The organism is Sphingobium sp. CR28, assembly GCF_052327305.1.
Taxonomy (GTDB): domain Bacteria; phylum Pseudomonadota; class Alphaproteobacteria; order Sphingomonadales; family Sphingomonadaceae; genus Sphingobium.
This window is the reverse complement of the sequence record NZ_CP182486.1, coordinates 1,223,509-1,245,540: the sequence shown is the minus strand read 5'-3', so window position 1 is coordinate 1,245,540 and position 22,032 is coordinate 1,223,509. Positions and strand designations below refer to the sequence as shown.

Annotated in this window: 24 protein-coding genes; 18 read left to right on the top strand and 6 right to left on the bottom strand. The window is 64.3% G+C overall.

Annotated elements, in window-relative coordinates; all coding sequences use genetic code 11:
- Window positions 1-18: 18 nt before the first annotated feature.
- Window positions 19-261, bottom strand: a complete 243-nt coding sequence (locus ACNAOH_RS05830) for a DUF2312 domain-containing protein (protein WP_443971815.1) — start codon at window positions 259-261, stop codon at window positions 19-21.
- Window positions 262-448: 187 nt separating this feature from the next.
- Between ACNAOH_RS05830 and ACNAOH_RS05825 the strand changes: the two genes are divergently transcribed.
- Together ACNAOH_RS05825 and ACNAOH_RS05820 are read left to right on the top strand one after the other, a co-directional pair.
- Complete coding sequence (locus ACNAOH_RS05825; protein ID WP_443971814.1) at window positions 449-904, top strand: carboxymuconolactone decarboxylase family protein; 456 nt, start codon at window positions 449-451, stop codon at window positions 902-904.
- On the top strand, window positions 904-1,767 hold the full coding sequence (locus ACNAOH_RS05820) for a sigma-70 family RNA polymerase sigma factor (protein WP_443971813.1): 864 nt from the start codon (window positions 904-906) through the stop codon (window positions 1,765-1,767). Before ACNAOH_RS05825 ends, ACNAOH_RS05820 begins: the two co-directional genes overlap by 1 nt.
- A 138-nt stretch (window positions 1,768-1,905) precedes the next feature.
- Here ACNAOH_RS05820 and ACNAOH_RS05815 read toward each other — a convergent pair whose 3' ends face one another.
- Both ACNAOH_RS05815 and ACNAOH_RS05810 read right to left on the bottom strand, forming a co-directional pair.
- Window positions 1,906-2,970, bottom strand: a complete 1,065-nt coding sequence (locus ACNAOH_RS05815; protein WP_443971812.1) for an aspartate-semialdehyde dehydrogenase — start codon at window positions 2,968-2,970, stop codon at window positions 1,906-1,908.
- Window positions 2,971-3,207: 237 nt separating this feature from the next.
- Entirely contained in the window at window positions 3,208-3,501 is a 294-nt protein-coding gene (locus ACNAOH_RS05810; RefSeq protein ID WP_443971811.1) for a DUF1244 domain-containing protein, read from the bottom strand.
- Between the two features lie 119 nt (window positions 3,502-3,620).
- Between ACNAOH_RS05810 and pyk the strand changes: the two genes are divergently transcribed.
- Complete coding sequence (gene pyk, locus ACNAOH_RS05805; RefSeq protein ID WP_443971810.1) at window positions 3,621-5,078, top strand: pyruvate kinase; 1,458 nt, start codon at window positions 3,621-3,623, stop codon at window positions 5,076-5,078.
- Between the two features lie 106 nt (window positions 5,079-5,184).
- On the top strand, window positions 5,185-5,883 hold the full coding sequence (locus ACNAOH_RS05800; RefSeq protein WP_443971809.1) for a VIT1/CCC1 transporter family protein: 699 nt from the start codon (window positions 5,185-5,187) through the stop codon (window positions 5,881-5,883).
- A gap of 121 nt (window positions 5,884-6,004) precedes the next feature.
- Here ACNAOH_RS05800 and ykgO read toward each other — a convergent pair whose 3' ends face one another.
- Window positions 6,005-6,130 (bottom strand): type B 50S ribosomal protein L36, encoded by a 126-nt coding sequence (gene ykgO, locus ACNAOH_RS05795; RefSeq protein ID WP_003046794.1) that lies wholly within the window; start codon window positions 6,128-6,130, stop codon window positions 6,005-6,007.
- A gap of 218 nt (window positions 6,131-6,348) precedes the next feature.
- Between ykgO and ACNAOH_RS05790 the strand changes: the two genes are divergently transcribed.
- From ACNAOH_RS05790 to ACNAOH_RS05780, 3 genes are all read left to right on the top strand, one after another.
- Window positions 6,349-6,945: a DUF4136 domain-containing protein gene (locus ACNAOH_RS05790; protein ID WP_443971808.1), complete on the top strand. Its 597-nt coding sequence runs from the start codon at window positions 6,349-6,351 to the stop codon at window positions 6,943-6,945.
- Window positions 6,942-8,087, top strand: coding sequence for a M14 family metallopeptidase (locus ACNAOH_RS05785; RefSeq protein WP_443971807.1), 1,146 nt, complete (start codon window positions 6,942-6,944; stop codon window positions 8,085-8,087). The genes ACNAOH_RS05790 and ACNAOH_RS05785 overlap by 4 nt, the downstream gene beginning before the upstream one ends.
- Before the next feature lie 160 nt (window positions 8,088-8,247).
- Window positions 8,248-10,158, top strand: a complete 1,911-nt coding sequence (locus ACNAOH_RS05780; protein WP_443971806.1) for a glycosyltransferase — start codon at window positions 8,248-8,250, stop codon at window positions 10,156-10,158.
- A 41-nt stretch (window positions 10,159-10,199) separates the two neighbouring features.
- Here the strand turns inward: ACNAOH_RS05780 and ACNAOH_RS05775 are convergent, their stop codons facing one another.
- Window positions 10,200-10,913, bottom strand: a complete 714-nt coding sequence (locus ACNAOH_RS05775) for a dienelactone hydrolase family protein (RefSeq protein WP_443971805.1) — start codon at window positions 10,911-10,913, stop codon at window positions 10,200-10,202.
- A gap of 129 nt (window positions 10,914-11,042) precedes the next feature.
- On the opposite strand from ACNAOH_RS05775, the gene gpmA reads away from it, so the two are divergent.
- Window positions 11,043-11,729, top strand: a complete 687-nt coding sequence (gpmA, locus tag ACNAOH_RS05770; RefSeq protein WP_443971804.1) for a 2,3-diphosphoglycerate-dependent phosphoglycerate mutase — start codon at window positions 11,043-11,045, stop codon at window positions 11,727-11,729.
- A 9-nt stretch (window positions 11,730-11,738) separates the two neighbouring features.
- On the opposite strand, the gene ACNAOH_RS05765 is transcribed toward gpmA, so the two are convergent.
- Window positions 11,739-12,344, bottom strand: coding sequence for a GGDEF domain-containing protein (locus tag ACNAOH_RS05765; protein WP_443971803.1), 606 nt, complete (start codon window positions 12,342-12,344; stop codon window positions 11,739-11,741).
- A 178-nt stretch (window positions 12,345-12,522) separates the two neighbouring features.
- On the opposite strand from ACNAOH_RS05765, the gene purE reads away from it, so the two are divergent.
- The 10 genes from purE (at window position 12,523) to ACNAOH_RS05715 (ending at window position 22,024) form a co-directional block, all read left to right on the top strand.
- Window positions 12,523-13,023 carry a 5-(carboxyamino)imidazole ribonucleotide mutase gene (gene purE / locus ACNAOH_RS05760; RefSeq protein WP_443971802.1) on the top strand — a complete coding sequence of 167 codons (501 nt, stop codon included), beginning with the start codon at window positions 12,523-12,525 and terminating at the stop codon, window positions 13,021-13,023.
- Between the two features lie 19 nt (window positions 13,024-13,042).
- Window positions 13,043-14,122, top strand: coding sequence for a 5-(carboxyamino)imidazole ribonucleotide synthase (locus tag ACNAOH_RS05755; protein ID WP_443972058.1), 1,080 nt, complete (start codon window positions 13,043-13,045; stop codon window positions 14,120-14,122).
- A complete protein-coding gene (locus ACNAOH_RS05750) occupies window positions 14,119-14,637 on the top strand; it encodes a dihydrofolate reductase (protein WP_443971801.1) in 519 nt (172 codons plus the stop codon). Before ACNAOH_RS05755 ends, ACNAOH_RS05750 begins: the two co-directional genes overlap by 4 nt.
- An 85-nt stretch (window positions 14,638-14,722) precedes the next feature.
- Window positions 14,723-15,622, top strand: coding sequence for an alpha/beta fold hydrolase (locus ACNAOH_RS05745; RefSeq protein ID WP_443971800.1), 900 nt, complete (start codon window positions 14,723-14,725; stop codon window positions 15,620-15,622).
- Window positions 15,623-15,680: 58 nt separating this feature from the next.
- A complete protein-coding gene (locus ACNAOH_RS05740; RefSeq protein WP_443971799.1) occupies window positions 15,681-16,616 on the top strand; it encodes a bifunctional riboflavin kinase/FAD synthetase in 936 nt (311 codons plus the stop codon).
- A gap of 34 nt (window positions 16,617-16,650) precedes the next feature.
- Window positions 16,651-17,082 carry a polyketide cyclase gene (locus ACNAOH_RS05735; RefSeq protein ID WP_443971798.1) on the top strand — a complete coding sequence of 144 codons (432 nt, stop codon included), beginning with the start codon at window positions 16,651-16,653 and terminating at the stop codon, window positions 17,080-17,082.
- A 186-nt stretch (window positions 17,083-17,268) separates the two neighbouring features.
- Complete coding sequence (locus ACNAOH_RS05730) at window positions 17,269-20,379, top strand: isoleucine--tRNA ligase (protein ID WP_443971797.1); 3,111 nt, start codon at window positions 17,269-17,271, stop codon at window positions 20,377-20,379.
- Window positions 20,380-20,554: 175 nt separating this feature from the next.
- On the top strand, window positions 20,555-21,040 hold the full coding sequence (lspA, locus tag ACNAOH_RS05725) for a signal peptidase II (protein ID WP_443972057.1): 486 nt from the start codon (window positions 20,555-20,557) through the stop codon (window positions 21,038-21,040).
- Window positions 21,033-21,458 (top strand): DUF3035 domain-containing protein, encoded by a 426-nt coding sequence (locus tag ACNAOH_RS05720; protein WP_443971796.1) that lies wholly within the window; start codon window positions 21,033-21,035, stop codon window positions 21,456-21,458. Before lspA ends, ACNAOH_RS05720 begins: the two co-directional genes overlap by 8 nt.
- Before the next feature lie 89 nt (window positions 21,459-21,547).
- Window positions 21,548-22,024 (top strand): pyridoxamine 5'-phosphate oxidase family protein, encoded by a 477-nt coding sequence (locus ACNAOH_RS05715; protein ID WP_443971795.1) that lies wholly within the window; start codon window positions 21,548-21,550, stop codon window positions 22,022-22,024.
- Window positions 22,025-22,032: the final 8 nt, after the last annotated feature.

The window sequence follows — 22,032 nt, the reverse complement described above, 5'->3', positions numbered from 1 at the left end:
TGTCTCCCGCCGCAACGATTACTCCAGGCCGAGTGCGGCCTTGTACGTCTCCAGCAGCGCTTCGGCTTCCTGACGGGCGTTCTTCTCCATCTTCCGCAGGCGCACGATGGCACGCATGGTCTTGGCATCATAGCCCGTCGCCTTGGCTTCAAGGTAGACATCCTTGATGTCGTCCCCAATGCCTTTCTTCTCTTCCTCGAGGCGCTCGATGCGCTCGATGAAGAGGCGCAGCTGGTCGGCGGCGACGTTGGGTTCGCTCATGGGGTTTGGTCTTTCGCTGAATGAATCCGAAGGCGCCCCTTATTCATGCGGCGGCGGTCATGTCCAGACATCGCCTGAGCCATCCACAGCTTTCGAGGGAGCAGCAGGCGAAAATTTTTTCGCACCGATGTCACATCCGGGGCGGGCCATCTCGTCATGCCTGTGCAACCAGCAAGGAGTGACCCTGATGACCGCCAAGCTCGACCCGTTCGCCGCCGCCCCGCAGCTCATGAAAAGCTTCTACGCGCTGTCCACAACCGTCAACGAGAGCCTGGAGCCCAGCCTTGTCGAGCTGGTGAAAATCCGTGCCTCGCAGATCAACCAGTGCGCCAACTGCATCAACATGCACACGACCGATGCCCGCTGGCAGGGCGAAACCGAGCAGCGCATCTATCTGCTCTCGGCATGGCGGGAGGCGCCGTGCTACACGGATCGTGAGCGCGCCGCCCTGGCCTGGACCGATGCGCTGACGACGATCGCGCAGGGGCATAGCCAGCAAGCCGCCCATGCCGCGCTGGCTGCGCACTTCACGGAGGAAGAGCAGGTGAAGCTGACCCTCATCATCAACATCATCAACGCCTGGAACCGGATCGCGGTGGGGTTCGACCTCTGGTACGAGACGCCCGCGAAGGCAGCAGCCTGATGACAGGCGCGATTGCGAACGATGCGGCGGTCGCTTTCGATCCGCTGCGTCCTCGCCTCGTCCGCGTCGCCTACCGAATGCTCGGTTCGGTGGTCGACGCGGAAGACGTGGTGCAGGAAGCCTTCATCCGCTGGATGAGCGCCGATCGCGCTGCGATACGCGACCCCGAGGCCTTTCTTCGCCGGGTGGTGACCCGCTTATGCCTGGATCAGATGAAGTCGGCCCGCGCCCGGCGCGAAACCTATGTCGGCCCGTGGCTGCCCGAGCCTTTTGTCACGGACGAGCAGGAAGAGGCCGAAGACGTGACGCTGCCGCTCATGCTGGCGCTGGAACGCCTTTCACCGCTGGAGCGCGCGGCCTTCCTGCTGCACGATGTGTTCGGCATGAGCTTCGACGAGGTGTCCGCCACGATTGACCGGGACGCGGCGGCGTGCCGACAGCTTGCTGCCCGTGCGCGCGAACATGTCCGTGACGGACGGCCGCGCTACCAGCTGGAGCAGACGGAGGGGCTGCGCATCGCCGACGCCTTCTTCGCTGCCTCGCGCAGTGGCGACATGACCGCGCTTGGCGCGATGCTGGCGGAAGGCGTGAGCTTCCACAGCGACGGCGGCGGCAAGCGCCCGGCGGCAGTGCGCCCGGCCATCGGCGTGCGGCAGGTCATGCAGGTCCACAAGGCGCTGGCCGTGCTGTTCGGCAAATATGGCTCGACACTGGTGCGGACCTGCCTCGTCAACGGCCTGCCCGGCTTTGTGACACGCGAGGCCGACGGCGAGCTTCAGACCACCGCGCTGGACATCGAGGATGGTCGGATCGCGGCGATCTATGTGATGCGTAATCCGGACAAACTACGGCATCTGAATTAGGGCGGTCACATTCGGTTCTGACCATCAGACGTCATCCCGGCCTCCGAGCCGGGATCCCGCTTCTTTATCCTCTAGAAAAGGAAGAAAGGCAGCTGGACCCCGGGTCAAAGCCCGGGGTGACGAAGGAGACAGGAATGCTCAGGCTTCGGCGAGCGCCGGCTGGACGAACAGCTCCGCGATCTGCACGGCGTTAAGCGCGGCACCCTTGCGCAGATTGTCGCTTGCGATGAACAGTGCGAGGCCGTGCTCCACAGTGGGATCGACACGCACGCGGCCGACGAACACCGGATCCTTGCCGGTCGCTTCGAGCGGATTAGGCACGGCGCTCACCACCACACCGTCCGCGCTCTCCAGCAGGGCAAGCGCATCGGCCGCGCTCAGCGGACGCTCGAACTCGGCGTTGATCGAGAGCGAGTGGCCTGTGAAGACGGGCACGCGCACGCAGGTGCCCGAGACGGGGAGGCCGGGGATCTCGAGGATCTTGCGGCTCTCGTCGCGAAGCTTCAGCTCTTCCTCGGTATAGTCGTCCTCGCCCAGCACATAGTTCAGCGGCACGACATTATGGGCGATCGGCACCGCCCACTTCTCCGGCGCGGGCACGAAATCGGCGCTGCCATTGCGCGCCAACTCCGCGCAGCGATCGCCCACGGCAGCGACCTGCCCGGCCAGCACCTCAATGCCGGCAATACCGCCACCGGAAACCGCCTGATAGGTGCTTACGATCAGCCGCTTAAGGCCTGCCGCGTCATGTAGGGGCTTGAGCACAGGCATCGCGGCCATGGTCGTGCAATTGGGGTTGGCGATGATGCCGCGGGGCAGATGATCGAGCGCATGGCCGTTCACTTCCGCGACGACCAGCGGCACTTCCGGATCGGAGCGCCAGGCCGAGCTGTTGTCGATGACAACCGCGCCCGCCGCAGCGACCTTTGGCGCCAGCGCCTTGCTGGTCGATCCACCGGCGGAGAAGAACACGACATCGAGCCCGGCATAGTCGGCGGTCTCGGCGTTCTCGACCGTGATGGCCTGCCCCTTCCAGTCGATGGTCGAGCCGGTCGAACGCGCAGACGCGAACAGGCGAATCGAGGCGACCGGGAAATTGCGCTCAGCGAGCAATTCGCGCATCATCGAGCCGACGAGGCCGGTCGCGCCGACAATGCCGACATTTACGGCGCGATCAAAACTGGGTCGGTTTCTGGCGGTCATAAAGCGTCTCCTTGTATTTGGGGAGGCGCGGGGTCTTGCCAGTGTCTCGACAGGGGCCCCGCGCTCAGGCGGGGCGTCTGTCCGGATGGCTGGGCCTTAGAGGCCGCGCGCACCCATGACCGCCCCGCGCAAGCGGGTCGGTTTGGTAATAATCGGCGTGGCGATCATCATGGACATCGCGGCGCCCATAGGGGCGCTTTGATGCGCTGTAAAGGGCGATAACACGCGCATCATTGCCTAATGCGCGTTCTTCGCGATGCTTTCCTTCATCCGGGCAAGCTGCTCGTCCGTCGCGTCGCCCTGATAGCGCGCTTTCCACTCGGCGAAGGGCATGCCGTAGATGATCTCGCGCGCCTCATCGCGGGTCATCGTCCCGTCCGCCTCCGCGATCCAGTCCGCCAGACAATTGCGGCAAAAACCGGCAAGGCCCATCAGATCCACATTCTGCGCGTCCGTCCGATGCTGCAAATGCTCGACCAGCCGACGGAAAGCGGCTGCTGCGGTCTTGTCATCAATGTCGGTTATCGGCATGGGCTGCTCCAAAGATTTGCGCCATCCTTGTCGTGCAGGACGGATCGCGGCAAGCATCGTTCGACCAGAAGGTCGGGAGCCCAGACACGGATACAAGGGGTGTATTGCACGCGATGAGCATGAAGAAGATCGCACCGCGCACACGCAAGGTCCGCATTCTCGCGACGCTGGGGCCAGCGAGCAGCAATGAGGACATGATCCGCAAGCTGTATATGGCGGGCGCGGATGCCTTCCGCCTCAACATGAGCCATGGCGGGCATGAAGGGCACGCAAAGAACGTGGAGATCATCCGCGCGTTGGAGAAGGAATTTCTCCGACCGACCACGATCCTCGCGGATTTGCAGGGACCAAAGCTGCGCGTCGGCACGTTCGAGGACGGCCCCGTCATGCTGGAGACTGGCTCGGGCTTCGTGCTGGACCGGGACGAGACGCCGGGCAACGTGCTGCGAGTTAACCTGCCGCATCCGGAAATTTTCGCGGCGCTCACGCCCGGCAGCCGGCTGCTGCTCGACGACGGCAAGCTGGTGCTGCGTGTACAGGTGGTCGAGGAAACCCGCATCGAGACGATCGTGGAGGTCGGCGGCGTGCTTTCCGAGCGCAAGGGCGTGAATGTGCCGGACGTGGTGCTGCCGATGGCGGCGCTGACGCCCAAGGACCGGCGCGACCTCTCCTTCGCCATGGAAGCGGGGGTGGACTGGATCGCGCTCAGCTTCGTGCAGCGTCCGGAAGATCTGGCGGAAGCGCGCAAGCTGATGGGCGGCTATGGCGCGCTGCTCGCCAAGATCGAGAAGCCGGCGGCCGTGACGCGGCTGGAGGAAATCCTCGAACAGGCCGACGCAGTGATGGTCGCGCGCGGCGATCTCGGCGTCGAACTGCCGCCTTATGCCGTGCCGCCGCTCCAGAAGCAGATCGTCGAGAGCGCCCGGCGGCTCGGCAAGCCGGTCGTCGTCGCCACGCAAATGCTCGAATCGATGATCAAGGCGCCGACGCCCACACGCGCCGAAGTGTCGGACGTGGCGACGGCCGTCTATGACGGCGCGGACGCTGTCATGCTCTCAGCGGAGACGGCAGCGGGAGACTGGCCGGAGGAGGCCGTCTCCATGATGAACAGCATTGCCCACAGCGTGGAGCGCGATCCCGGCTATTTCGACCGGCTGCACTTCACCAGCACCCGACCCGACCCGACCACGGCGGACGCGCTGGCCGAGGCCTGCAAATCGATTACCCAGACAGTGAGCGCGGCGGCAATCGTGTGCTTCACCTCGTCAGGCAACACGGTGCGCCGCATCGCGCGCGAACGCGCGGCCGCGCCGATCCTGGCGCTGACGCCGCGAACGGACACGGCGCGCAGAATGGGGCTCACCTGGGGCGTCCATGCGGTGCGCACCAAGGACATTGGCAGCTTCGAGGAAATGATCGGCAAGGCCAAGCGCATGGCGCTGCGCCACAAGCTGGCGCGGGGCGGGGACAAGATCATCGTGCTTGCCGGTGTCCCGTTCGGCACGCCGGGCTCGACGAACGTGCTGCATGTCGCCTCTATTCGCGGCGATGAGCTCAAGGCCCACGGCGAGGACTGAGGCTTTCAGGGGCAGCGGATAGGCTGGGGCGGCGTGTCCGAAATTTTAGACGACGCCGTCTCTCGTTTGCAGTAGTTCTTCGCGCTCTGGCGGTGCGAGACCTTCCATGCGCGGTACACATTCGGAATTGCACCTCGTCACGCGGATTGGCTGGCTGCGCGCAGCCGTTCTCGGCGCGAATGACGGCATTGTTTCCACCGCAAGTTTGATCCTGGGCGTCGCGGCGGCGGCACAAGGGCGGAGCGAAATCATTCTGGCTGGCGTCGCGGGGCTGGTAGCCGGGGCAATGTCTATGGCGGCGGGCGAGTATGTCTCGGTCAGTTCGCAGGCCGACACCGAAGCAGCTGATCTTGCGCGAGAGCGCGCCGAGCTCGCTTCGGCCCCGGATCTCGAAATGGCGGAATTGTCCGGCATCTATCAGCAGCGGGGGGTCGAAAAGGCCACCGCCGACGAGGTTGCCCGTCAAATGATGGCGCATGATGCGCTGGAAGCGCACGCACGCGATGAGTTGAGCATCACCAACGTCACGACTGCGCGCCCCGTGCAGGCGGCGTTTACTTCTGCCGTGACCTTCACTGCAGGCGCTGCCTTGCCGCTTTTGGTGGCCAGTATCATGCCGCTTGGTCGACCGCTCGTGACTGGCGTTGCGTTGGCGTCGCTGCTGTTCCTCGCCGGACTAGGCGCAGTCGGGGCGAGGGCGGGAGGCGCGAAGGTCTCGAAGGCAGTCTTGCGAGTCACCTTCTGGGGTGCGGTCGCAATGGCGGTGACGGCGGGTATCGGTTCGATCGTTGGGACGGCAGTCTGACTGCGAAAGATTCGCCCGCGCCATCCCGAACCCGCGGACAAAGGAAAAGCCCGCGCGGCAGATGCCGGCGGGCGTTTTCCTGTCAGACGTTCGACGCGGGCGAACCCGGGCCGGCGTGGCTTCAGCCCTGGCGGGCCTTGAAGCGACGATTCGTCTTGTTGATGACGTAGGTGCGGCCGCGACGACGAATCACGCGGTTATCCCGGTGACGGTCCTTGAGCGACTTGAGGCTGTTGCGGATCTTCATGACTCGCGGTCCAAAATCTTGAGTTGGGCGGAAATTCGAAGCCGCGCCTTTATGGACCCGCTGGCCGTGAGTCAAGGCGCGAAGCGCTGCAACCGGCCTTTTCGCCATTCGTTCATGCCTTGCTCGTTCAGGCTTTATGCATCGCACGAGGAGATAGGGCTGGACTGCCCGGACGCGTAGTTGCACGTGCCAGATCAGGTGATGGAGTTCGAAAGCCAATGTACAGCTCGTTTTCGCGCGCGGCGCTGGCCGCTCTACCGCTCCTCCTTGCGTCGGCCTGCGCTACGTCCTTGCCGCCTGTGGAAGTGACGCGCTTCCACGAAGCGCAGGCTGCCCGCAGCGGAACCGTGCGGCTCGCGCCGGAAGAGGGCGGCGATGCGGCAAGTCTAGAATATCGCACCTTCGCCAGCGCAGTGGCTCAGGCGCTGACCCGCGCCGGTTTCACGGTGGTGGACAACAGCTCGGCGACGTTCGTTGCGCGCATCGGCACGGATCGCAGCGTGGATCGTCCGGTCGACCGGCGTGGATCTCCGGTGAGCGTGGGCGTGGGCGGCTCCACGGGCAGTTTCGGCAGTGGCCTTGGCCTCGGTGTCGGCATCAATCTCTCCGGCCCGCCCAAGGCGGTGATCGGAACGCAGCTGCGCGTGCAGATCCGCCGTGCGGACACGAATGCAGCGGTCTGGGAAGGCCGCGCCGAGACGGCGGCCAAGGAGAACAGCCCGGCCTCGCAGGCGGGGATCGCGGCGGGCAAGCTCGCTGATGCGCTTTTCCGGGACTATCCTGGCGAATCCGGAGCGACTATCACGGTCAAATGACCCAGACCGATACCGATCTCGCCATCTCCGCCGCGTTTGACAGCGGGAACATCATCGTCCGCGCAATCGAGGGCGCCCAAGCGACGCTCACGATCCGTAAGGATAATGAGAGCGACTTCTACCAATGGTTTCATTTTCGCGTGGTGGCGCCCGCCGGCACGGCCATGACGCTGCGCATCGTCGACCTAGGCGGCTCGGCCTATCCCGACGGCTGGCCCGGCTACCGTGCCTGCGTCTCGGAGGATCGCGAGCACTGGACGCGGGCCGAGACGCACTACGATAGCGGGGAAGAGGGCGGCACGCTGACCATCCGCCACACCAGCATATCCGACGTGAGCTGGTTCGCCTATTTCGCGCCCTATTCGCTGGAACGCCACCAGGACCTCATTGCCTGTGCTGCGCTGGCCGAGGGCGTGACGCTGCGCGAGCTGGGGCAGACGCTCGATGGGCGGTCGATAGACTGTCTGACGCTGGGCACGGGCGAGAAGCCGGTCTGGCTCATTGCGCGTCAGCACCCCGGCGAGAGCATGGCAGAATGGTGGATGGAAGGCGCGCTCGACCTCCTTACCGATCCGACGAGCGCCCTCGCGCGCAAACTGCGAGAGGCCTGCACGTTTCACATCGTGCCGAACATGAACCCGGACGGCGCGTTTCGCGGCCATCTGCGCACAAATGCGGCAGGCGTTAACCTCAATCGGGAATGGCACGCACCGAGCATGGAGCGATCGCCCGAAGTGCTCTGCGTGCGCAACGCCATGGACCGGACGGGCGTGCGCTTCTGCATGGACGTGCATGGCGACGAAGCGATCCCTGCCGTCTTCCTCGCGGGTTTCGAGGGCATCCCCGGCCTGAGGTCAGAGCAACTCGCGGCTTTCGAGGCGTATCGCGATGCGCTGGCGGCACGGACGCCCGATTTCCAGACCCGGCTTGGCTATCCGGTCACGCCGGCGGGCAAGGCCAATCTCTCGATGGCGACCGCGCAGGTGGCCGAGCGCTACGGCTCTGTCGCCATGACGCTGGAAATGCCGTTCAAGGACAATGACGACTGGCCGGACGAGGGGCAGGGCTGGAGCCCGGAGCGCTCGATGCAACTGGCACGGGATTGCCTCGCCGTTCTGGGCGAACAGCTCGACGCCCTTTGAACAAAGCGTTCATTTTCAATTCAAGCAACGGCAGGAAATGAACCTTTTGCCGCGTGAGCGGTTGCACAATCCAGCCATTGTGATGCTGGTGGTGTAATAACCATATCCTGGTGGGAAAGAGACGGAGAGCTCGTCCCCAAATCAAACAGAGGGTCTATTCGTGCTCGAATTTTCGCGCGCCGCGCTAGATTCATCGCTTGTCTTCCTGGCGATCATGTCATTGCTGGCTGCCCTGCTGACTGCTCGCGCAGTCCCGGCGCCGCACAAGGTCGCCCGGCCAGCCTCTCATGAAGTGCTGGAACTGGCTGGAGCTTTCGTCCTCGCGTTCGCGATCACTGGCGTCCTCTTCGGCGGGATCGTGGATATTCTGCCCGTCTTCATTCTCACGCTGGGCGCTATCGCCGTGACAGGCCATTTCGTGCATCGCCTCTCGATGCCCGGCATCATCACGCTGGTGGTGGACATTGCCACCATGTCGATCTCGGCGCTCTGGGCCTCGCTGTTCATCGCGGAAGCCGATCTTTCGCCAGTGCTGGAGGTGCTTGCCGTGACCGGGCTTGCCGGTAGCGTGGTTTTCTTCGGTTTCAGCTTCATCGAGCGGATCGCGCGCGAAGCCGTGCTCAGCCACGAAATCTGGCGCTTGCCCACAGGCCGCGGCGAGACGCAGACACATGCCTATGCCCCCAAGGTGTCCATCCAGCTTCCCTGCTATGCTGAGCCGCCCGAGGTGGTGAAGGAGACGATGGATCGCCTCGCGGCGCTGGATTACAGCAACTTCGAGGTTCTCGTCTGCGATAACAACACCAAGGACGAGCGACTGTGGCGCCCGCTGGAAGCCTATTGCGACGTGCTCAACCGGAAACTTGGCGTGGAGCGCTTCCGCTTCTTCCATGTTTCGCCGCTGCCCGGCGCGAAGGCCGGGGCGCTCAACTATTTGATGGGCGTGATGGCGCCTGATGCCGAACTGATCGGCGTGATCGACGCGGATTATCTTTCCCGGCCAGACTTCCTCTCGCGTCTGGTGCCTTATTTCGCTGACAAGCGGATCGGCTACATCCAGACGCCGCACGATTATCGCGAGCACGAGGAAAGCACTTATCTGGATAGCTGCTACTGGGAATATATGCCGTCCAACAAGGTCGATATGCCCGGTGTCAGCGAATATGGCGGCGCCTTCACCATAGGCACCATGTGCCTCATCCGAGCAGAAGGTCTGCGTCAGGCCGGTGGCTGGGCCGAATGGTGCCTGACCGAAGATTCCGAAGTGTCCGTGCGGCTGCGTGCGTGCGGCTATGAAGGACTGTATTTCGGTGAGACCTTCGGTCGTGGTCTGATCCCGGAGACGTTCGACGACTATAAGAAGCAGCGCTTCCGCTGGACGGCTGGCCCGGTACAGCAGTTGCGCCGTCACTGGCGCCTGTTCCTGCCGTCCCCGCTTGCCGCTCCCATGCCGGGCTGGACTAAGCTGCTCGAGGTGCTGCGCTGTGTAGCGCCGGTTCGCACCCTGTTCGCGCTGGTCAGCGGCGTCGTCGGCGCGGCTGCCGTAGCGATCGGCGTGGCCACAGGTCTGGCCGATCCGATCACCGTGCCTGACGTGGTCTGGCCACTGCTGTTCATCGGTGCCGTAAACTGGGCTGTCCGTACTGCTCACCGCTATCGTCTGGCCGGATGCCCAACGCTCAAGGGCGCGGTGCGCGGCGAAATCGCCCGCATGTCGCTCAGCTATGTGGTGCTCGTCGCGGCGATCGCCGGCCTCTCCAAAAAGCGTCTTGCCTGGCGCCGCACGCCCAAATTCGCGCTGAGCGGCAATGGCGCGTCCATGCTGGCCTCGATCATCTCCACGACGCTGCCAGAGACGGCCATTGGCCTATCGTTCCTGACCGCCGCAGTCGCTGTGATCGTTGCCAGCAGCAGTGTCGGCCTCGGTCTGGCGCTGCTCCTTGCGCTGGGCTTCGCCGGAACGGGGCTTCGGTTCCTTACCGCGCCCTATATGGCGTGGCTTGCCGAGGTGCATGCGCGTGAGGCCGTGAAGCAGGATGCTCTGCCCGAGGTGCAGCCGGCCATTGCGTGAATGAACGAGGGGCGCCTCCGGCGGGTGCTCCCTCGTCGCGCTTAGAAAGTTTCGGTCAGGAAAGCGGTCATTGCCGCCCAGCTGCGGCGATCCGTGTCCGGCTGGAAACCGAAGCTGCGGTCCTCGTTCAGCGGTGTTCCATTGGCGGTGAAGCCATGCCCCGTGCGGCTATAGGCGATGAATTGCCAATCGACGTCTGCGGCGGTCAATTCCTCGCACAGTGCCACCTTGGCCTCCGGCGGGTTCAGCTTGTCGTTCCATCCATCGCAGATGAGCAACTTCGCGGTGATCGACGCATTGGGGAAGGGCGGCGGATCATAGACGCCGTGGAAGGACACGCCTGCCAGTATGTCGCCGCCTGCGCGCGCGAGATCGAGCACGCACTTGCCGCCCGCGCAGAAGCCGATAGTGCCAAGCTTGCCCGCATCGACACCGGCAAGCGCTTTCAGCTCGGCCAGCGCGTCCAGAACGCGGCGCTTCACCAAGGCACGATCAGCCATGAATTCCTGTAGCAGCTTGCCGGAGGATTCCATGTCCGTTCCGCGCTTGCCCTGCCCGTAATAGTCGACGACGAGCACCTTGTAGCCGAGCCCCGCCAGCACTTCTGCCTTTGCGAAATCCCACTCCTTGGTGCCGAAGAAATTCGGGAAGAACAGGATGCCGGGCTGCAGACCTGCATCGGCATCGCCCACTGCCATCGATTCGAATGGACCTCCGGGGCCGTCATGCATGTGGATCGTGCGGGTAATGGCCATGGGACGTTCGCTCCTGATGATCGCTCCACCTTCCATGGCGAACGGGCGGAAGACCGACAAGTTGCATGACATCGAATAGCCGTTATCAGGCCCACGAGACCGACCTTTCACAGACCGGAGCCGTCATCCATGCCCACGCTCGTCCTCATCCGCCACGGCCAGTCCGCCTGGAACCTGGAAAACCGCTTCACCGGCTGGTGGGACGTGGACCTGACCGAAAAGGGCCGGGAGGAGGCCTGGGCCGCGGGCGAGCTGATGAAGGCCAAGGGCGTCGATTTCGACCTGACGTTCACCAGCTATCAGACGCGCGCGATCAAGACGCTCAACCTCGCGCTGGAAGCGATGGGCCGGCTGTGGTTGCCGACTGAGAAGAGCTGGAAGCTCAACGAGCGGCATTATGGCGGCCTCACTGGCCTCGACAAGGCAGAGACCGCTGCCCTCCACGGTGACGATCAGGTGAAGATCTGGCGGCGCAGCTTCGATATTCCGCCGCCGCTGCCCGAGGCGGGGTCTCCCTGGGATCTCTCCGCCGACTTGCGCTACGCGGGCATCCCCATTCCGCAGACGGAGAGCCTCAAAGACACGATCGCGCGGGTGCTGCCTTATTGGGAAGAGCGAATCGCTCCCGAGCTGCGCGCAGGCAAGCGCGTGCTGATTTCCGCACACGGCAACTCGCTCCGTGCGCTCGTGAAGCACCTCTCCGGCATTTCCGACGAAGAGATTACGGGTCTGGAAATTCCAACCGGTCAGCCGATCGTGTACGAGCTTGCGGACGACCTATCGGCGCTCGACCGCTATTATCTCTCGGAACGCTGAGCCACCGGCTCAGCCCCGCGCCTGCTTCTTCGCGGCATACATCGCCGTATCCGCGCGCGCGATTGCCGCGAAGTCGTTGTCGCCCAGCTGAAGAACGGTGCAGCCGAAAGATGCCGTGATTGGCAGGCTGAACCCGTGGAACTCGCACCGCTCGCTGGCGATCAGCTGAACCAGCCGCGCCGCTTTCGCGTGGGCGGCCGCATCGTCCATGCCGTCAAAGAGGAGCGCGAACTCGTCTCCGCCGATTCGGGCGGCGACGTCCGTGGAGCGGACATCCTGCGCGATGACGCGGGCGACATGATTGAGGGCTGCGTCGCCCGCGCCATGTCCGTGCAGATCGTTGATGCCCTTGAGACCGTCGACATCGATGAAGACCAGCGCGGTCTGCGTGCCATAGCGCTGAAGTCTGCCGAGTCGCTCGGTAAGGCAGTTAATAAAATGCCGACGGTTGAACAGCGGCGTCAGCGTATCACGCACGACAACGCGTTCCAGCTCGTCGTTAAGGATACGCAGACGCGCGATTTCCTCACGTAACGCCTGATTTTCCAATCGTAACGGAAGCGTGTCGTCTGTCGCGATATCGCGCAAGACGGCCCGCACAGTGCTGCTTGCCATTTAGTTCTCCGCCAAGGAGCAACCCAGTTATTTGCTTTGCAGTGCAACATACATATCGGTTTGATGATTCCACAAGGGAGAGTCGAAGCGGCTCGCCTCTTCATATGCTCGACTGGACGGTTGTCTCCATGCGGGGCGATGGCTAAGGGGCGGTCTTTGACGGGCAGAGGGCGCGTAAATGAGCGTTGAGCGGACAGAGGCGCCAAAAGTCGGCATCATCATGGGGTCACGCTCCGACTGGGAGACGATGCGTCACGCCAGCGAAGTGCTGACCAAGCTGGGTGTGCCGCACGAGACCAAAGTCGTTTCAGCCCACCGCACACCGGACCGACTCGTGGCCTATGCCAAGGGTGCGGCGGACAGGGGCTTGCAGGTCATTATCGCCGGGGCGGGCGGAGCGGCCCATCTGCCGGGCATGGTGGCGGCCATGACAAGGCTGCCGGTGCTGGGCGTTCCCGTGCAATCCGCGGCGCTTTCCGGCCTCGACAGCTTGCTTTCGATTGTCCAGATGCCCGGCGGCATCCCGGTTGGCACACTCGCGATCGGTAAGGCCGGCGCGACAAATGCGGGCCTGCTTTCTGCCGCGATTCTCGCCAATGGCGACTCCGCGCTGGCGGAGCGGCTGGATGCCTGGCGCGCTGCCCAGACCGAATCGGTGAGCGAAAGCCCGGAGGGCTAAGCGGATGGCTGGCGGTTCCATGACTGTCACGCCGCCCGGCGCGACCATCGGTATTGTTGGTGGCGGACAGCTTGGCCGGATGCTTGCCGTCGCCGCCGCGCAGCTGGGCTATCGCACGCATGTGTTCGCGCCCGAGGAGAGCGGCCCGGCGTCTGACGTAGCAAGCACCTGGACGCGCGGAGCCTATGACGATCAGACGGCGCTTCAGGCCTTCGCAGCTGCGGTAGATATCGTTACCTACGAGTTCGAAAATGTGCCGGGCGCCACGGCGGATCTGCTTGCCGCGTCTGGTCACGTCCGGCCGAGCGGCCGCGCCCTTGCCATCGCGCAGGACCGTCTGCTGGAGAAAGGCTTCGTGGCGGAACTGGGTGGCACGACAGCGCCCTACGCGCCTGTCTCCACTCGTGATGAGCTGGACAGGGCAGTGGCGGAGGTGGGCGCACCGGCGATCCTCAAAACCGCGCGCTTCGGCTATGACGGCAAGGGGCAATCGCGCATCATGCGGGCAGACAGCGCCGCGCTCGATGCGGCGTGGGCGGATATTGGCGGGCAGCCGGCGGTGCTGGAAGGCTTCGTCCGCTTCGAGCATGAGTTCTCGCTCATTCTCGTGCGCGGTCAGGCCGGCGAGATCCGTTTCTGGGACGCGCCGCTCAACGTGCACGAGGCGGGCATCCTCGCTACGTCCACTGTCCCGGCCAACGATGCCGTTCTCGCGCAGGCAGAGGCCGCACGGGCGATCGCCGCGCAGGTTGCCGAAGCGCTTGACTATGTCGGCGTGCTGACGCTCGAGTTTTTCTGCGGAGAGGCTGGGCCGATCTTCAACGAGATGGCGCCGCGCGTCCACAATAGCGGCCACTGGACGATCGAAGGCGCGGTCACCAGCCAGTTCGAGAATCACATCCGCGCGATTTGCGGGCTACCGCTGGGCTCAACGGCGCGCACTGCGCCCGGTGTCGTTATGGAGAATCTCATTGGCGAGGCGGCCAGCAATTGGTCCGGCATATTGGCGGACGATCGCGCGCATCTCCACCTCTACGGCAAGCATGAGGCGCGGCCCGGTCGCAAGATGGGCCATGTGACACGGCTGACCGGCCAGTGACCGGCAACCGAGTGACGAGCAACCGGCCCGAGATCGTGCTGTTGCTGGCCCGCGCCGACAATGGCGTGATCGGGGCGGAGGGGACTATTCCCTGGCACCTTCCCGGTGACCTCAAGCGGTTCAAGGCGATGACCATGGGCACGCCCATGGTCATGGGCAGGAAGACCTTCGAGAGCCTGCCGGGTCTGCTGCCGGGCCGCCGGCATGTCGTCGTGACGCGCGATCGGGCATGGCATGCCGAAGGTGCCGATGTCGTTCACAGCGTCGAGGAAACGCTCGCAGCGCTTGCTGACGCGCCCGTGATTTCAGTGATCGGCGGCGCGGAAATCTATCGTCTCTTCCTGCCTCTCGCGGACCGTATCGAACTGACCCAGGTCGATGTCGCGCCCCAGGGCGACGCGCATATCGACGCGCCCGATCCTGTCCACTGGGCCGAAGTCGCCCGCGAGGATCATGCGGCGGCGGACGGCCGCCCGGCCTATAGCTACCGCACGTTCCGCCGCAAAAACGGCTAAGCGCGCGGCGCAGCACGGATCGGGTGGAACGCGCCCGCACGGTGCGCGTTTTGGGGGAATACATAATCCCCCGGAGAGCTCACCCATGCACATCAAGACCCGCGACGGAACCCAGCTTCACGTCAAGGACATGGGCAGCGGCGATCCGGTCATCCTCATTCACGGCTGGCCGCTCACCGGCGACATGTGGGAATATCAGACGCTCGCGCTGCTGGAGGCGGGCTATCGCGTCATCACCTATGACCGGCGCGGCTTCGGCCAGTCCGGACATCCGGCCACGGGCTATAATTATGACTGGTTCGCCCATGATCTTGCGGACGTCATGGATGCGCTGGAGATCGACAAGGCCGCGCTTGTGGGCTTCTCGATGGGCGGCGGGGAGATTGCCCGCTATCTTGGCCAATATGGGTCGGCAAAGGTTTCCCGCGTCGCGCTGATCGCCTCGGTCGTGCCCTATCTGCTGAAAGGCGAGGATAATCCCGATGGCGTCGATCCGGACGTGTTCGACGACATGAAGGCGCAAATCCGGGCGGATCGCTTCGCCTTCCTGCAGAGCTTCACCAAGACCTTTTATGGGCAGGGATTTATTTCCCGCCCGGTGAGCCAGGGCATCATGGACTGGAGCTTCGTTCTGGGCAGCATGGCAAGCCCGCTCGCCACTCTGGCCTGCGTGGATGCATTCAGCCGCACGGACTTCCGGCCCGATCTGCCCGCGTTCGATGTGCCGACGCTCATCATTCACGGCACATCGGACAAGACAGTGCCGATCGACCCGACGGCGCGTGCGGCCGTGCGGGCGCTCCCTCAAGCGCAATATGTGGAGTATGAGGGCGAGCCCCATGGCCTTTTCGCGACCGCGCCGGACAGGCTCAATTCCGATCTTCTGGGCTTCCTCGCCGGGGAAAGCGAGCCGCGCAGCCTAACAGTGGCGCGCGAGATCATGGAAACCGAAGCGCTGATCGCCCAGCCGCCGCTTTTTCCCTGAGGACGCGCGAACGTCGGACGATTGCCTCTCGTCCGGCCGCTGCCTATAGCCCGGCTCCATGGAGCGGCTCACAAGCGATGGGGTCATGCCCGCGCATCTGCGCGGGGGCTGGATCGCGCTCGGCAATTTCGACGGATTTCATCTCGGCCATCAGGCGGTCGTGGGTCGCGCCGTCGCGCGTGCGCGGGCTGAAGGCCGGCCGACCATCGTCGCGACGTTCGATCCGCATCCGGCGAGCTTCTTCAAGCCCAATTCGACGCCGTTTCGCCTGACCACATTGGAGCAGCGCGAGCGTCTCTTTGCCGGCGCCGGGGCAGACGCGATGCTGGTATTCGGGTTTGATCGGGCGCTTGCCTCGCGGAGCGCTGAGGAGTTCGTCACGATGCTCGTTCGCGACTTTGGCGCGGCTGGCGTGGTGACGGGCGAGGACTTCACCTTCGGCAAGGGGCGCGCGGGCACTGTGGCGCAACTTGCCGAGCTCGGCGCGGCAATGGGCCTTTCCTGCGAAGCCGTGGCGCCGGTGAAAGACGCAGGCGGGGACATCATCTCGTCGAGCCGCATCCGCGCGGCGCTGCAGGCAGGCGATTGCGGGGAGGCGGAGGCGCTGCTCACCCGGCCCTTCGCGATCGAGGGGGACGTGATCCACGGCGACAAGCGCGGTCGCGACCTTGGTTTCCCGACGGCGAACATGGCGCTGGGCGGCTATCTGCGCCCGGCCTATGGCATCTATGCCGTGCGGGCGCGGTTGGCGGACGGCAGCGTGGTGAATGGCGCGGCCAATCTCGGTATTCGCCCCAGCTTCGATCCGCCCAAGGAGCTTCTGGAAACCTATTTGTTCGACTTTTCCGGCGATCTCTACGGCCAGACAGTGGAGGTCTCGCTCATCGAGCGGCTGCGCGGCGAAGCGAAATTCGACGGGCTGGATGCGCTCAAGGCGCAGATGGCGGATGATGTGGCCCGCGCGCGCGCCATCCTGTCTCGCGATTCGGCCTAGAATTCGGTCAAAGCGCGCGCCTCGGAGCCCAATCATGCTGCCAGCCCGAACCTTTAGCATCTCCATCGCCCTGCCTTGGCAGACGCTCTATGAGCGCATCTGGCGGCCGGAGGTGTTTCCGCTCTGGGCGGCGGGCCTGTCCCAGAGCGATCTGCGTCCTGCGGGGGAGCATTGGGAGGCGGAGGGCGTCGAAGGGCCGATCCGCATCCGCTTCACGCCGCAGAATGATTTCGGCATCATGGATCATGTCGTCGACACGGGCGAGGGTGATCCGGTGCATGTGCCGCTGCGCGTGGTCCGGAATGGCGAGGGCGCCGAAGTGGTGCTCACCCTTTTCCGCCAGCCGGGCATGGACGAGGAGCGCTTCTCGGCGGACATCAAACTCATCAATCGCGATCTGCGGGCCTTGAAACTTCTGGTCGAGGGCAGCTGGACCGGCCTGGGCGCGGAAGTCCCTGCGGGCTGAGCGCCGCAAATTCTTGGCAAGAGGGCGCCGCTCGGATAGGGCGGCGCTTCCTTTTCCTTATCTCCGTTCGTGCTGAGTAGGGACTGAGCGTGCGAAGGCCCGTATCGAAGCATAACCCTTCGATACGCCATCTCGACAGGCTCGATGGCTACTCAGGGCGAACGGGTGTGCGATGAACTGCTGCCAATGACCGACGCACCTAGCCAAGACACCCAAGACTATAAGTCCACCGTCTTCCTGCCGCAGACCGACTTCCCCATGAAGGCCGGCCTTGCGCAGAAGGAGCCGGCGATTCTCGCGCGCTGGGAGGACAAGGATCTCTACGGCCGGTTGCGCGCACAGCGTGCCGGCCAGCCGCGCTTCATCCTGCATGACGGCCCGCCTTATGCGAATGGCGACATTCACATGGGCCACGCCATGAACAAGGTGCTGAAGGACATCATCGTCCGCAGCCAGTCGCTGCTTGGCAAGGACGCGCCCTATGTGCCCGGCTGGGACTGCCACGGCTTGCCCATCGAATGGAAGATCGAGGAAGAGTATCGCAAGAAGAAGCTGAACAAGGACGAGGTTCCCCCGCAGGAATTCCGCGCCCAATGCCGCGACTATGCGGACAAGTGGGTGGGCGTGCAGCGCGAGCAGTTCAAGCGGCTCGGCATCATGGGCGACTGGGACAATCCGTATCTCACCATGAAGTATGAGGCCGAGGCGACGATCGTGGGCGAATTGCTCAAGTTCGCGGAGTCGGGCCAGCTCTATCGCGGCGCCAAGCCGGTGATGTGGTCACCGGTCGAGAAGACCGCCCTTGCGGAAGCGGAAGTCGAATATGAGGATGTGACGAGCACCCAGATCGATCTGGCGTTCGAGATCACCGAGGCGCCGAATGCGCCCGAGCTGGTCGGCGCGCATGCGGTGATCTGGACGACGACTCCGTGGACGATCCCTGTGAACCAGGCGATCGCTTATGGGGAGGAGGTTGAGTATGTTATTATTCAAACTTCTTCTGTCGGAGTGGGCGGATGGGGCGAGCAGGAAACAGCGAGCCACAACAACCCGGGTCTGAAGCTACTCGGGAAAAAGTTTCTGATCGCGTCGGACCTAAAGGGTCAATTTGAACAACGCGTTTCGGCAGCCCTAACTGCCCAACTACGGGCCGCCGGATTTGACAGTGAAGCATTTTTTCACGCCTCTCTTGAGCTGTGGCGTGGCAACGGCGCCGACCTCGCCGGCGCCGTTGCCCGGCACCCAATGGCAGGCCGCCTTTCCTCACCCCTCTCCTTTAGGGGAGGGGCCGGGGGTGGGGGCTCGCCGGATGGCGCAGCGCTTGGGGTTAAACCCCACCCCAACCCCTCCCCTGAAGGGGAGGGGCTTAAGAGTTTGAACTTCTTCGATCGTCCCCGCCCGTTCATCGCCGCGCCGCATGTCACCACGGACGCCGGCACCGGCCTCGTCCATATGGCGCCGGACCATGGCGAGGAAGATTTCCTTGCCTGCAAAGCGGTCGGCATCGATCCGGTGTTCGCGGTGAACGACGCGGGCTTCTATCGCGACGACTGGTTGTGGCTGGCTGGACAGGGCAGCGTCATCAACACCAAGTTCAACGGCCCGGACGGTCCGATCCTAACCGATCTGCGCGAAGCGGGCGCGCTGCTTTCCGCCAGCGACTTCCGCCACAGCTATCCGCATAGCTGGCGGTCCAAGGCGCGGATCATCTATCGCTGCACGCCGCAATGGTTCATCCCGATGGACCGCGCGGCAAAGGCGTCCGATGTCGAGATCGCGCCGCTGGCTGGCGTCGGCGCTGGCATCGCGCTCGGTGTCAATGCCGCCGCGCCGCTCACCAATGGGCCGACCCTGCGCGAAGTGGCGCTGGATGCCATCGCCCATACCCGCTGGGTGCCCGAGCGCTCGAAGAACCGCATCAACGCGATGGTCTCGGATCGGCCCGACTGGGTGATCTCCCGCCAGCGCGCCTGGGGCGTGCCCATTGCGCTCTATGTGCATCGCCAGACCGGCGAGTATCTTAATGATCCGGCCGTCAATGCGCGGATCGTCGAGGCGTTCCGGCAGGGCGGAGCGGACGCATGGTTCGGCGCGGATCATCAGGCGCTGCTTGGGCCGGATTACGACCTCGCCGACTATGAGGTGGTGAACGACATTCTCGACGTGTGGTTCGATTCAGGCTCGACCCATAGCTTCGTGGTCGAGGCGCGCTATGGCGAAGGCGTTCGCGCGGACCTCTATATCGAAGGGTCGGACCAGCATCGCGGCTGGTTCCAGTCCTCGCTGCTTGAAAGCTGCGGCACGCGCGGCCGGGCGCCCTATGACGCAGTGCTGACTCACGGCTTCGCGCTCGACGGGCAGGGCCGCAAGATGTCCAAATCGCTCGGCAATGTCGTCGATCCGCTCAAGATCATCGGTGAAAGCGGTGCGGACATTCTCCGCTTGTGGGCCGCCTCGACCGACTATTTCGACGATGTGCGCATCGGCAAGGAAGTGCTGGCCGGCGCGTCCGACACCTATCGCAAACTGCGCAACACCTTCCGCTATATGCTGGGTGCGCTGGATGGCTTCGACGAGAAGGACCGGCTGGCGACGGGCGCGATGCCGGAGCTGGAGCGCTATATGCTCCACCGCCTCGCGGAGCTGGATGCGGAACTCAAGACGATCGTGGACGACCGCAAGAGCGAGAGCTGGCTGGAGTTCGGCCGCTATACCCGCGCGCTCAGTGAGTTCGCCAATAACGATCTCTCGGCTTTCTTCTTCGATATCCGCAAGGATTGCCTCTACTGCGATGTGAACCCGGCGAGCGGAGCAGAGACGGAAAAGCGCCGCGCCTATCGAACGGTGCTCGATCATCTCTTCCACGCGCTGGTGCGCTATGCCGCGCCGGTCATTCCCTTCACGGCCGAGGAAGTGTGGCAGAGCCGCTATCCGAGCGAGGACGGCTCCGTGCATATGCTGGTCTGGCCGGACGTGGACGCGGGCTGGCGCGACGAGGCGCTGGGCACGCGGTGGGCCGCGATCCGTTCAGCGCGCACTCAGGTGACCGAGGCCATCGAGCCGCTGCGCCGGGAGAAGATCGTCCGCTCCAGCCTGGAGGCGGACGTGACGATGCCGGCCGTGCCCGAGGGAGTGGACTTTGCCGAGATCAGCATCGTGGCGAGCATCCGGGAAGGTGGGGACAGCGTGTCCGTAACGCCCACCACGAAGCACAAATGCGGCCGCTGCTGGCGCCATCTGCCGGAAGTGACCAAGGATGGCGCGCTGTGCGACCGCTGTGACGAGGTGCTGGCATGAGATTGGTGAAGTCCTCCCTCCCGTTCGGGCTGAGCTTGTCGAAGCCCCGTTCTTCTTTGAAGATAAGAGCAGCCCTTCGACAGGCTCAGGGCGAACGGTTTATTTTTGGAGCGTCTTGCCTTGTGTCCTGCGGAGACCACGCGTGAGTCTCGCTGGCCTCCATCGCGGCCCGGCGCTGGCCCTCGCGGCGGGCGTCGCGTTCGTCGATCAGGCGATCAAATATCTCGTGACCTACACGTTGGCGCTGCCTTCGCGCGGGCCGCAGGGCATCGAGCTGCTGCCCTTCTTCAATCTCGCATGGACGGAGAATCGCGGCGTCTCGATGGGCTTCTTCTATGCCGAAACGCATCTGATGCGCTGGCTTCTGGTCGGGCTGACCGCCGCCATCGCCACGTTCGTCGCGGTCTGGCTGTGGCGCGAAAAGGCGCGGGCGGACGCGATGGGGCTGGGGCTGGTGCTCGGCGGTGCGATCGGCAACATCATCGACCGCGTGCGGCTCGGCTTCGTCATCGATTATGCGGATTTCCACATCGGCAGTTGGCGGCCGTTCCTCATCTTCAACCTCGCGGATGCCGCGATTACCTTCGGCGTGCTGATCCTGCTTGCACGCGCCCTTTTGCTGGGCGAGAAGGCGCCCAAGGAGACTCCCAAGGATGCGTAAGACCCATCTCGTGTTCGTTCTTGCCCTGCCGACCATTCTCTCGGCCTGCGGCGGCACGAGCCTGTTCAATCGCGACCGCCCCGACGAAATGGCTGTCTCGCGTCAGCCGCCGCTGGTGATCCCGCCCGACTTCGCGCTGGTTCCGCCCGCGCCCGGCACGGCCGCGAGCCAACAGAGCACCACCCAGCAGCAAGCGCTGGACGCCATGTTTGGCGGCACGGCGCCGCGCAGCCCCGGCGAGACCTCCGCGCTCGATCAGGCCGGTCGGTCGGTCGCGCAGGCCGGCATCCGCTCCGAAGTGGGCGATCCGGAGACCAAGGTGGTGGATAAGGGTGCCGTCACCCAGGATATCATCGCCGCACCTGAAGGCGATGGGCAGTTCGCTCGCGTCACTGCAGGAAGCGCCGGGGGGCAGTAAGCCTCGCGCGGTAAGTCACGTTTCGTCCCATTGGTCGCAACCTTGCGCGCCCTTCCTCGTTGGAAGGGCAAAGCAAGGAGTTTTGACCGATGAGCGAAGACCTGCGCGAGACATTCTGGACTGGCCTCTCCAAAAGCCCGTATCTCATGGTGCGGCTCGACGCCGCGCACGATCATGCGATCCCGATGACGGCCATTCTCGACAAGGAGATGGGCCCGGAAAAGGGCGGCGCCTTCTGGTTCTTTACCAGCAAGGATTCGCGTTTAGCAGCGGGTGGTTCGGCCATGGCGCAGTTCGTGGGCAAAGGGCATGACCTCTTCGCCTGCATATCCGGCACGCTGGTCGAGGAGACCGACCAGACGGTCATCGACCGCCTGTGGTCCAACCCGATCGAAGCCTGGTTCGAGGGCGGACGACAAGATCCGAATTTGCTCGTGCTGCGCTACGACCTAGGCGATGTCGAGCTATGGAAAGCCGATATGGGCGTCACCGGCTACTTCAAGCTGATGACGGGCAAGACCATCGAGCCCGGCGAAGCGGGCGAGCATAGCGCCTTCACTTTCTGACCGAGTAG

Coding starts and splice junctions, on each gene's coding strand:
- ACNAOH_RS05815 (WP_443971812.1), bottom strand. CDS start 2,970: ATGACCGCCAGAAACCGACCCAGTTTTGATCGCGCCGTAAATGTCGGC.
- ACNAOH_RS05800 (WP_443971809.1), top strand. CDS start 5,185: ATGCGCGGTACACATTCGGAATTGCACCTCGTCACGCGGATTGGCTGG.
- ACNAOH_RS05715 (WP_443971795.1), top strand. CDS start 21,548: ATGAGCGAAGACCTGCGCGAGACATTCTGGACTGGCCTCTCCAAAAGC.
- purE (WP_443971802.1), top strand. CDS start 12,523: ATGAGCGTTGAGCGGACAGAGGCGCCAAAAGTCGGCATCATCATGGGG.
- ACNAOH_RS05830 (WP_443971815.1), bottom strand. CDS start 261: ATGAGCGAACCCAACGTCGCCGCCGACCAGCTGCGCCTCTTCATCGAG.
- ACNAOH_RS05810 (WP_443971811.1), bottom strand. CDS start 3,501: ATGCCGATAACCGACATTGATGACAAGACCGCAGCAGCCGCTTTCCGT.
- ACNAOH_RS05775 (WP_443971805.1), bottom strand. CDS start 10,913: ATGGCCATTACCCGCACGATCCACATGCATGACGGCCCCGGAGGTCCA.
- ACNAOH_RS05825 (WP_443971814.1), top strand. CDS start 449: ATGACCGCCAAGCTCGACCCGTTCGCCGCCGCCCCGCAGCTCATGAAA.
- gpmA (WP_443971804.1), top strand. CDS start 11,043: ATGCCCACGCTCGTCCTCATCCGCCACGGCCAGTCCGCCTGGAACCTG.
- ACNAOH_RS05720 (WP_443971796.1), top strand. CDS start 21,033: ATGCGTAAGACCCATCTCGTGTTCGTTCTTGCCCTGCCGACCATTCTC.
- ACNAOH_RS05735 (WP_443971798.1), top strand. CDS start 16,651: ATGCTGCCAGCCCGAACCTTTAGCATCTCCATCGCCCTGCCTTGGCAG.
- ACNAOH_RS05755 (WP_443972058.1), top strand. CDS start 13,043: ATGACTGTCACGCCGCCCGGCGCGACCATCGGTATTGTTGGTGGCGGA.
- ACNAOH_RS05740 (WP_443971799.1), top strand. CDS start 15,681: ATGGAGCGGCTCACAAGCGATGGGGTCATGCCCGCGCATCTGCGCGGG.
- ACNAOH_RS05820 (WP_443971813.1), top strand. CDS start 904: ATGACAGGCGCGATTGCGAACGATGCGGCGGTCGCTTTCGATCCGCTG.
- pyk (WP_443971810.1), top strand. CDS start 3,621: ATGAAGAAGATCGCACCGCGCACACGCAAGGTCCGCATTCTCGCGACG.
- ACNAOH_RS05785 (WP_443971807.1), top strand. CDS start 6,942: ATGACCCAGACCGATACCGATCTCGCCATCTCCGCCGCGTTTGACAGC.
- ACNAOH_RS05790 (WP_443971808.1), top strand. CDS start 6,349: ATGTACAGCTCGTTTTCGCGCGCGGCGCTGGCCGCTCTACCGCTCCTC.
- ACNAOH_RS05730 (WP_443971797.1), top strand. CDS start 17,269: ATGACCGACGCACCTAGCCAAGACACCCAAGACTATAAGTCCACCGTC.
- ACNAOH_RS05765 (WP_443971803.1), bottom strand. CDS start 12,344: ATGGCAAGCAGCACTGTGCGGGCCGTCTTGCGCGATATCGCGACAGAC.
- ykgO (WP_003046794.1), bottom strand. CDS start 6,130: ATGAAGATCCGCAACAGCCTCAAGTCGCTCAAGGACCGTCACCGGGAT.
- ACNAOH_RS05745 (WP_443971800.1), top strand. CDS start 14,723: ATGCACATCAAGACCCGCGACGGAACCCAGCTTCACGTCAAGGACATG.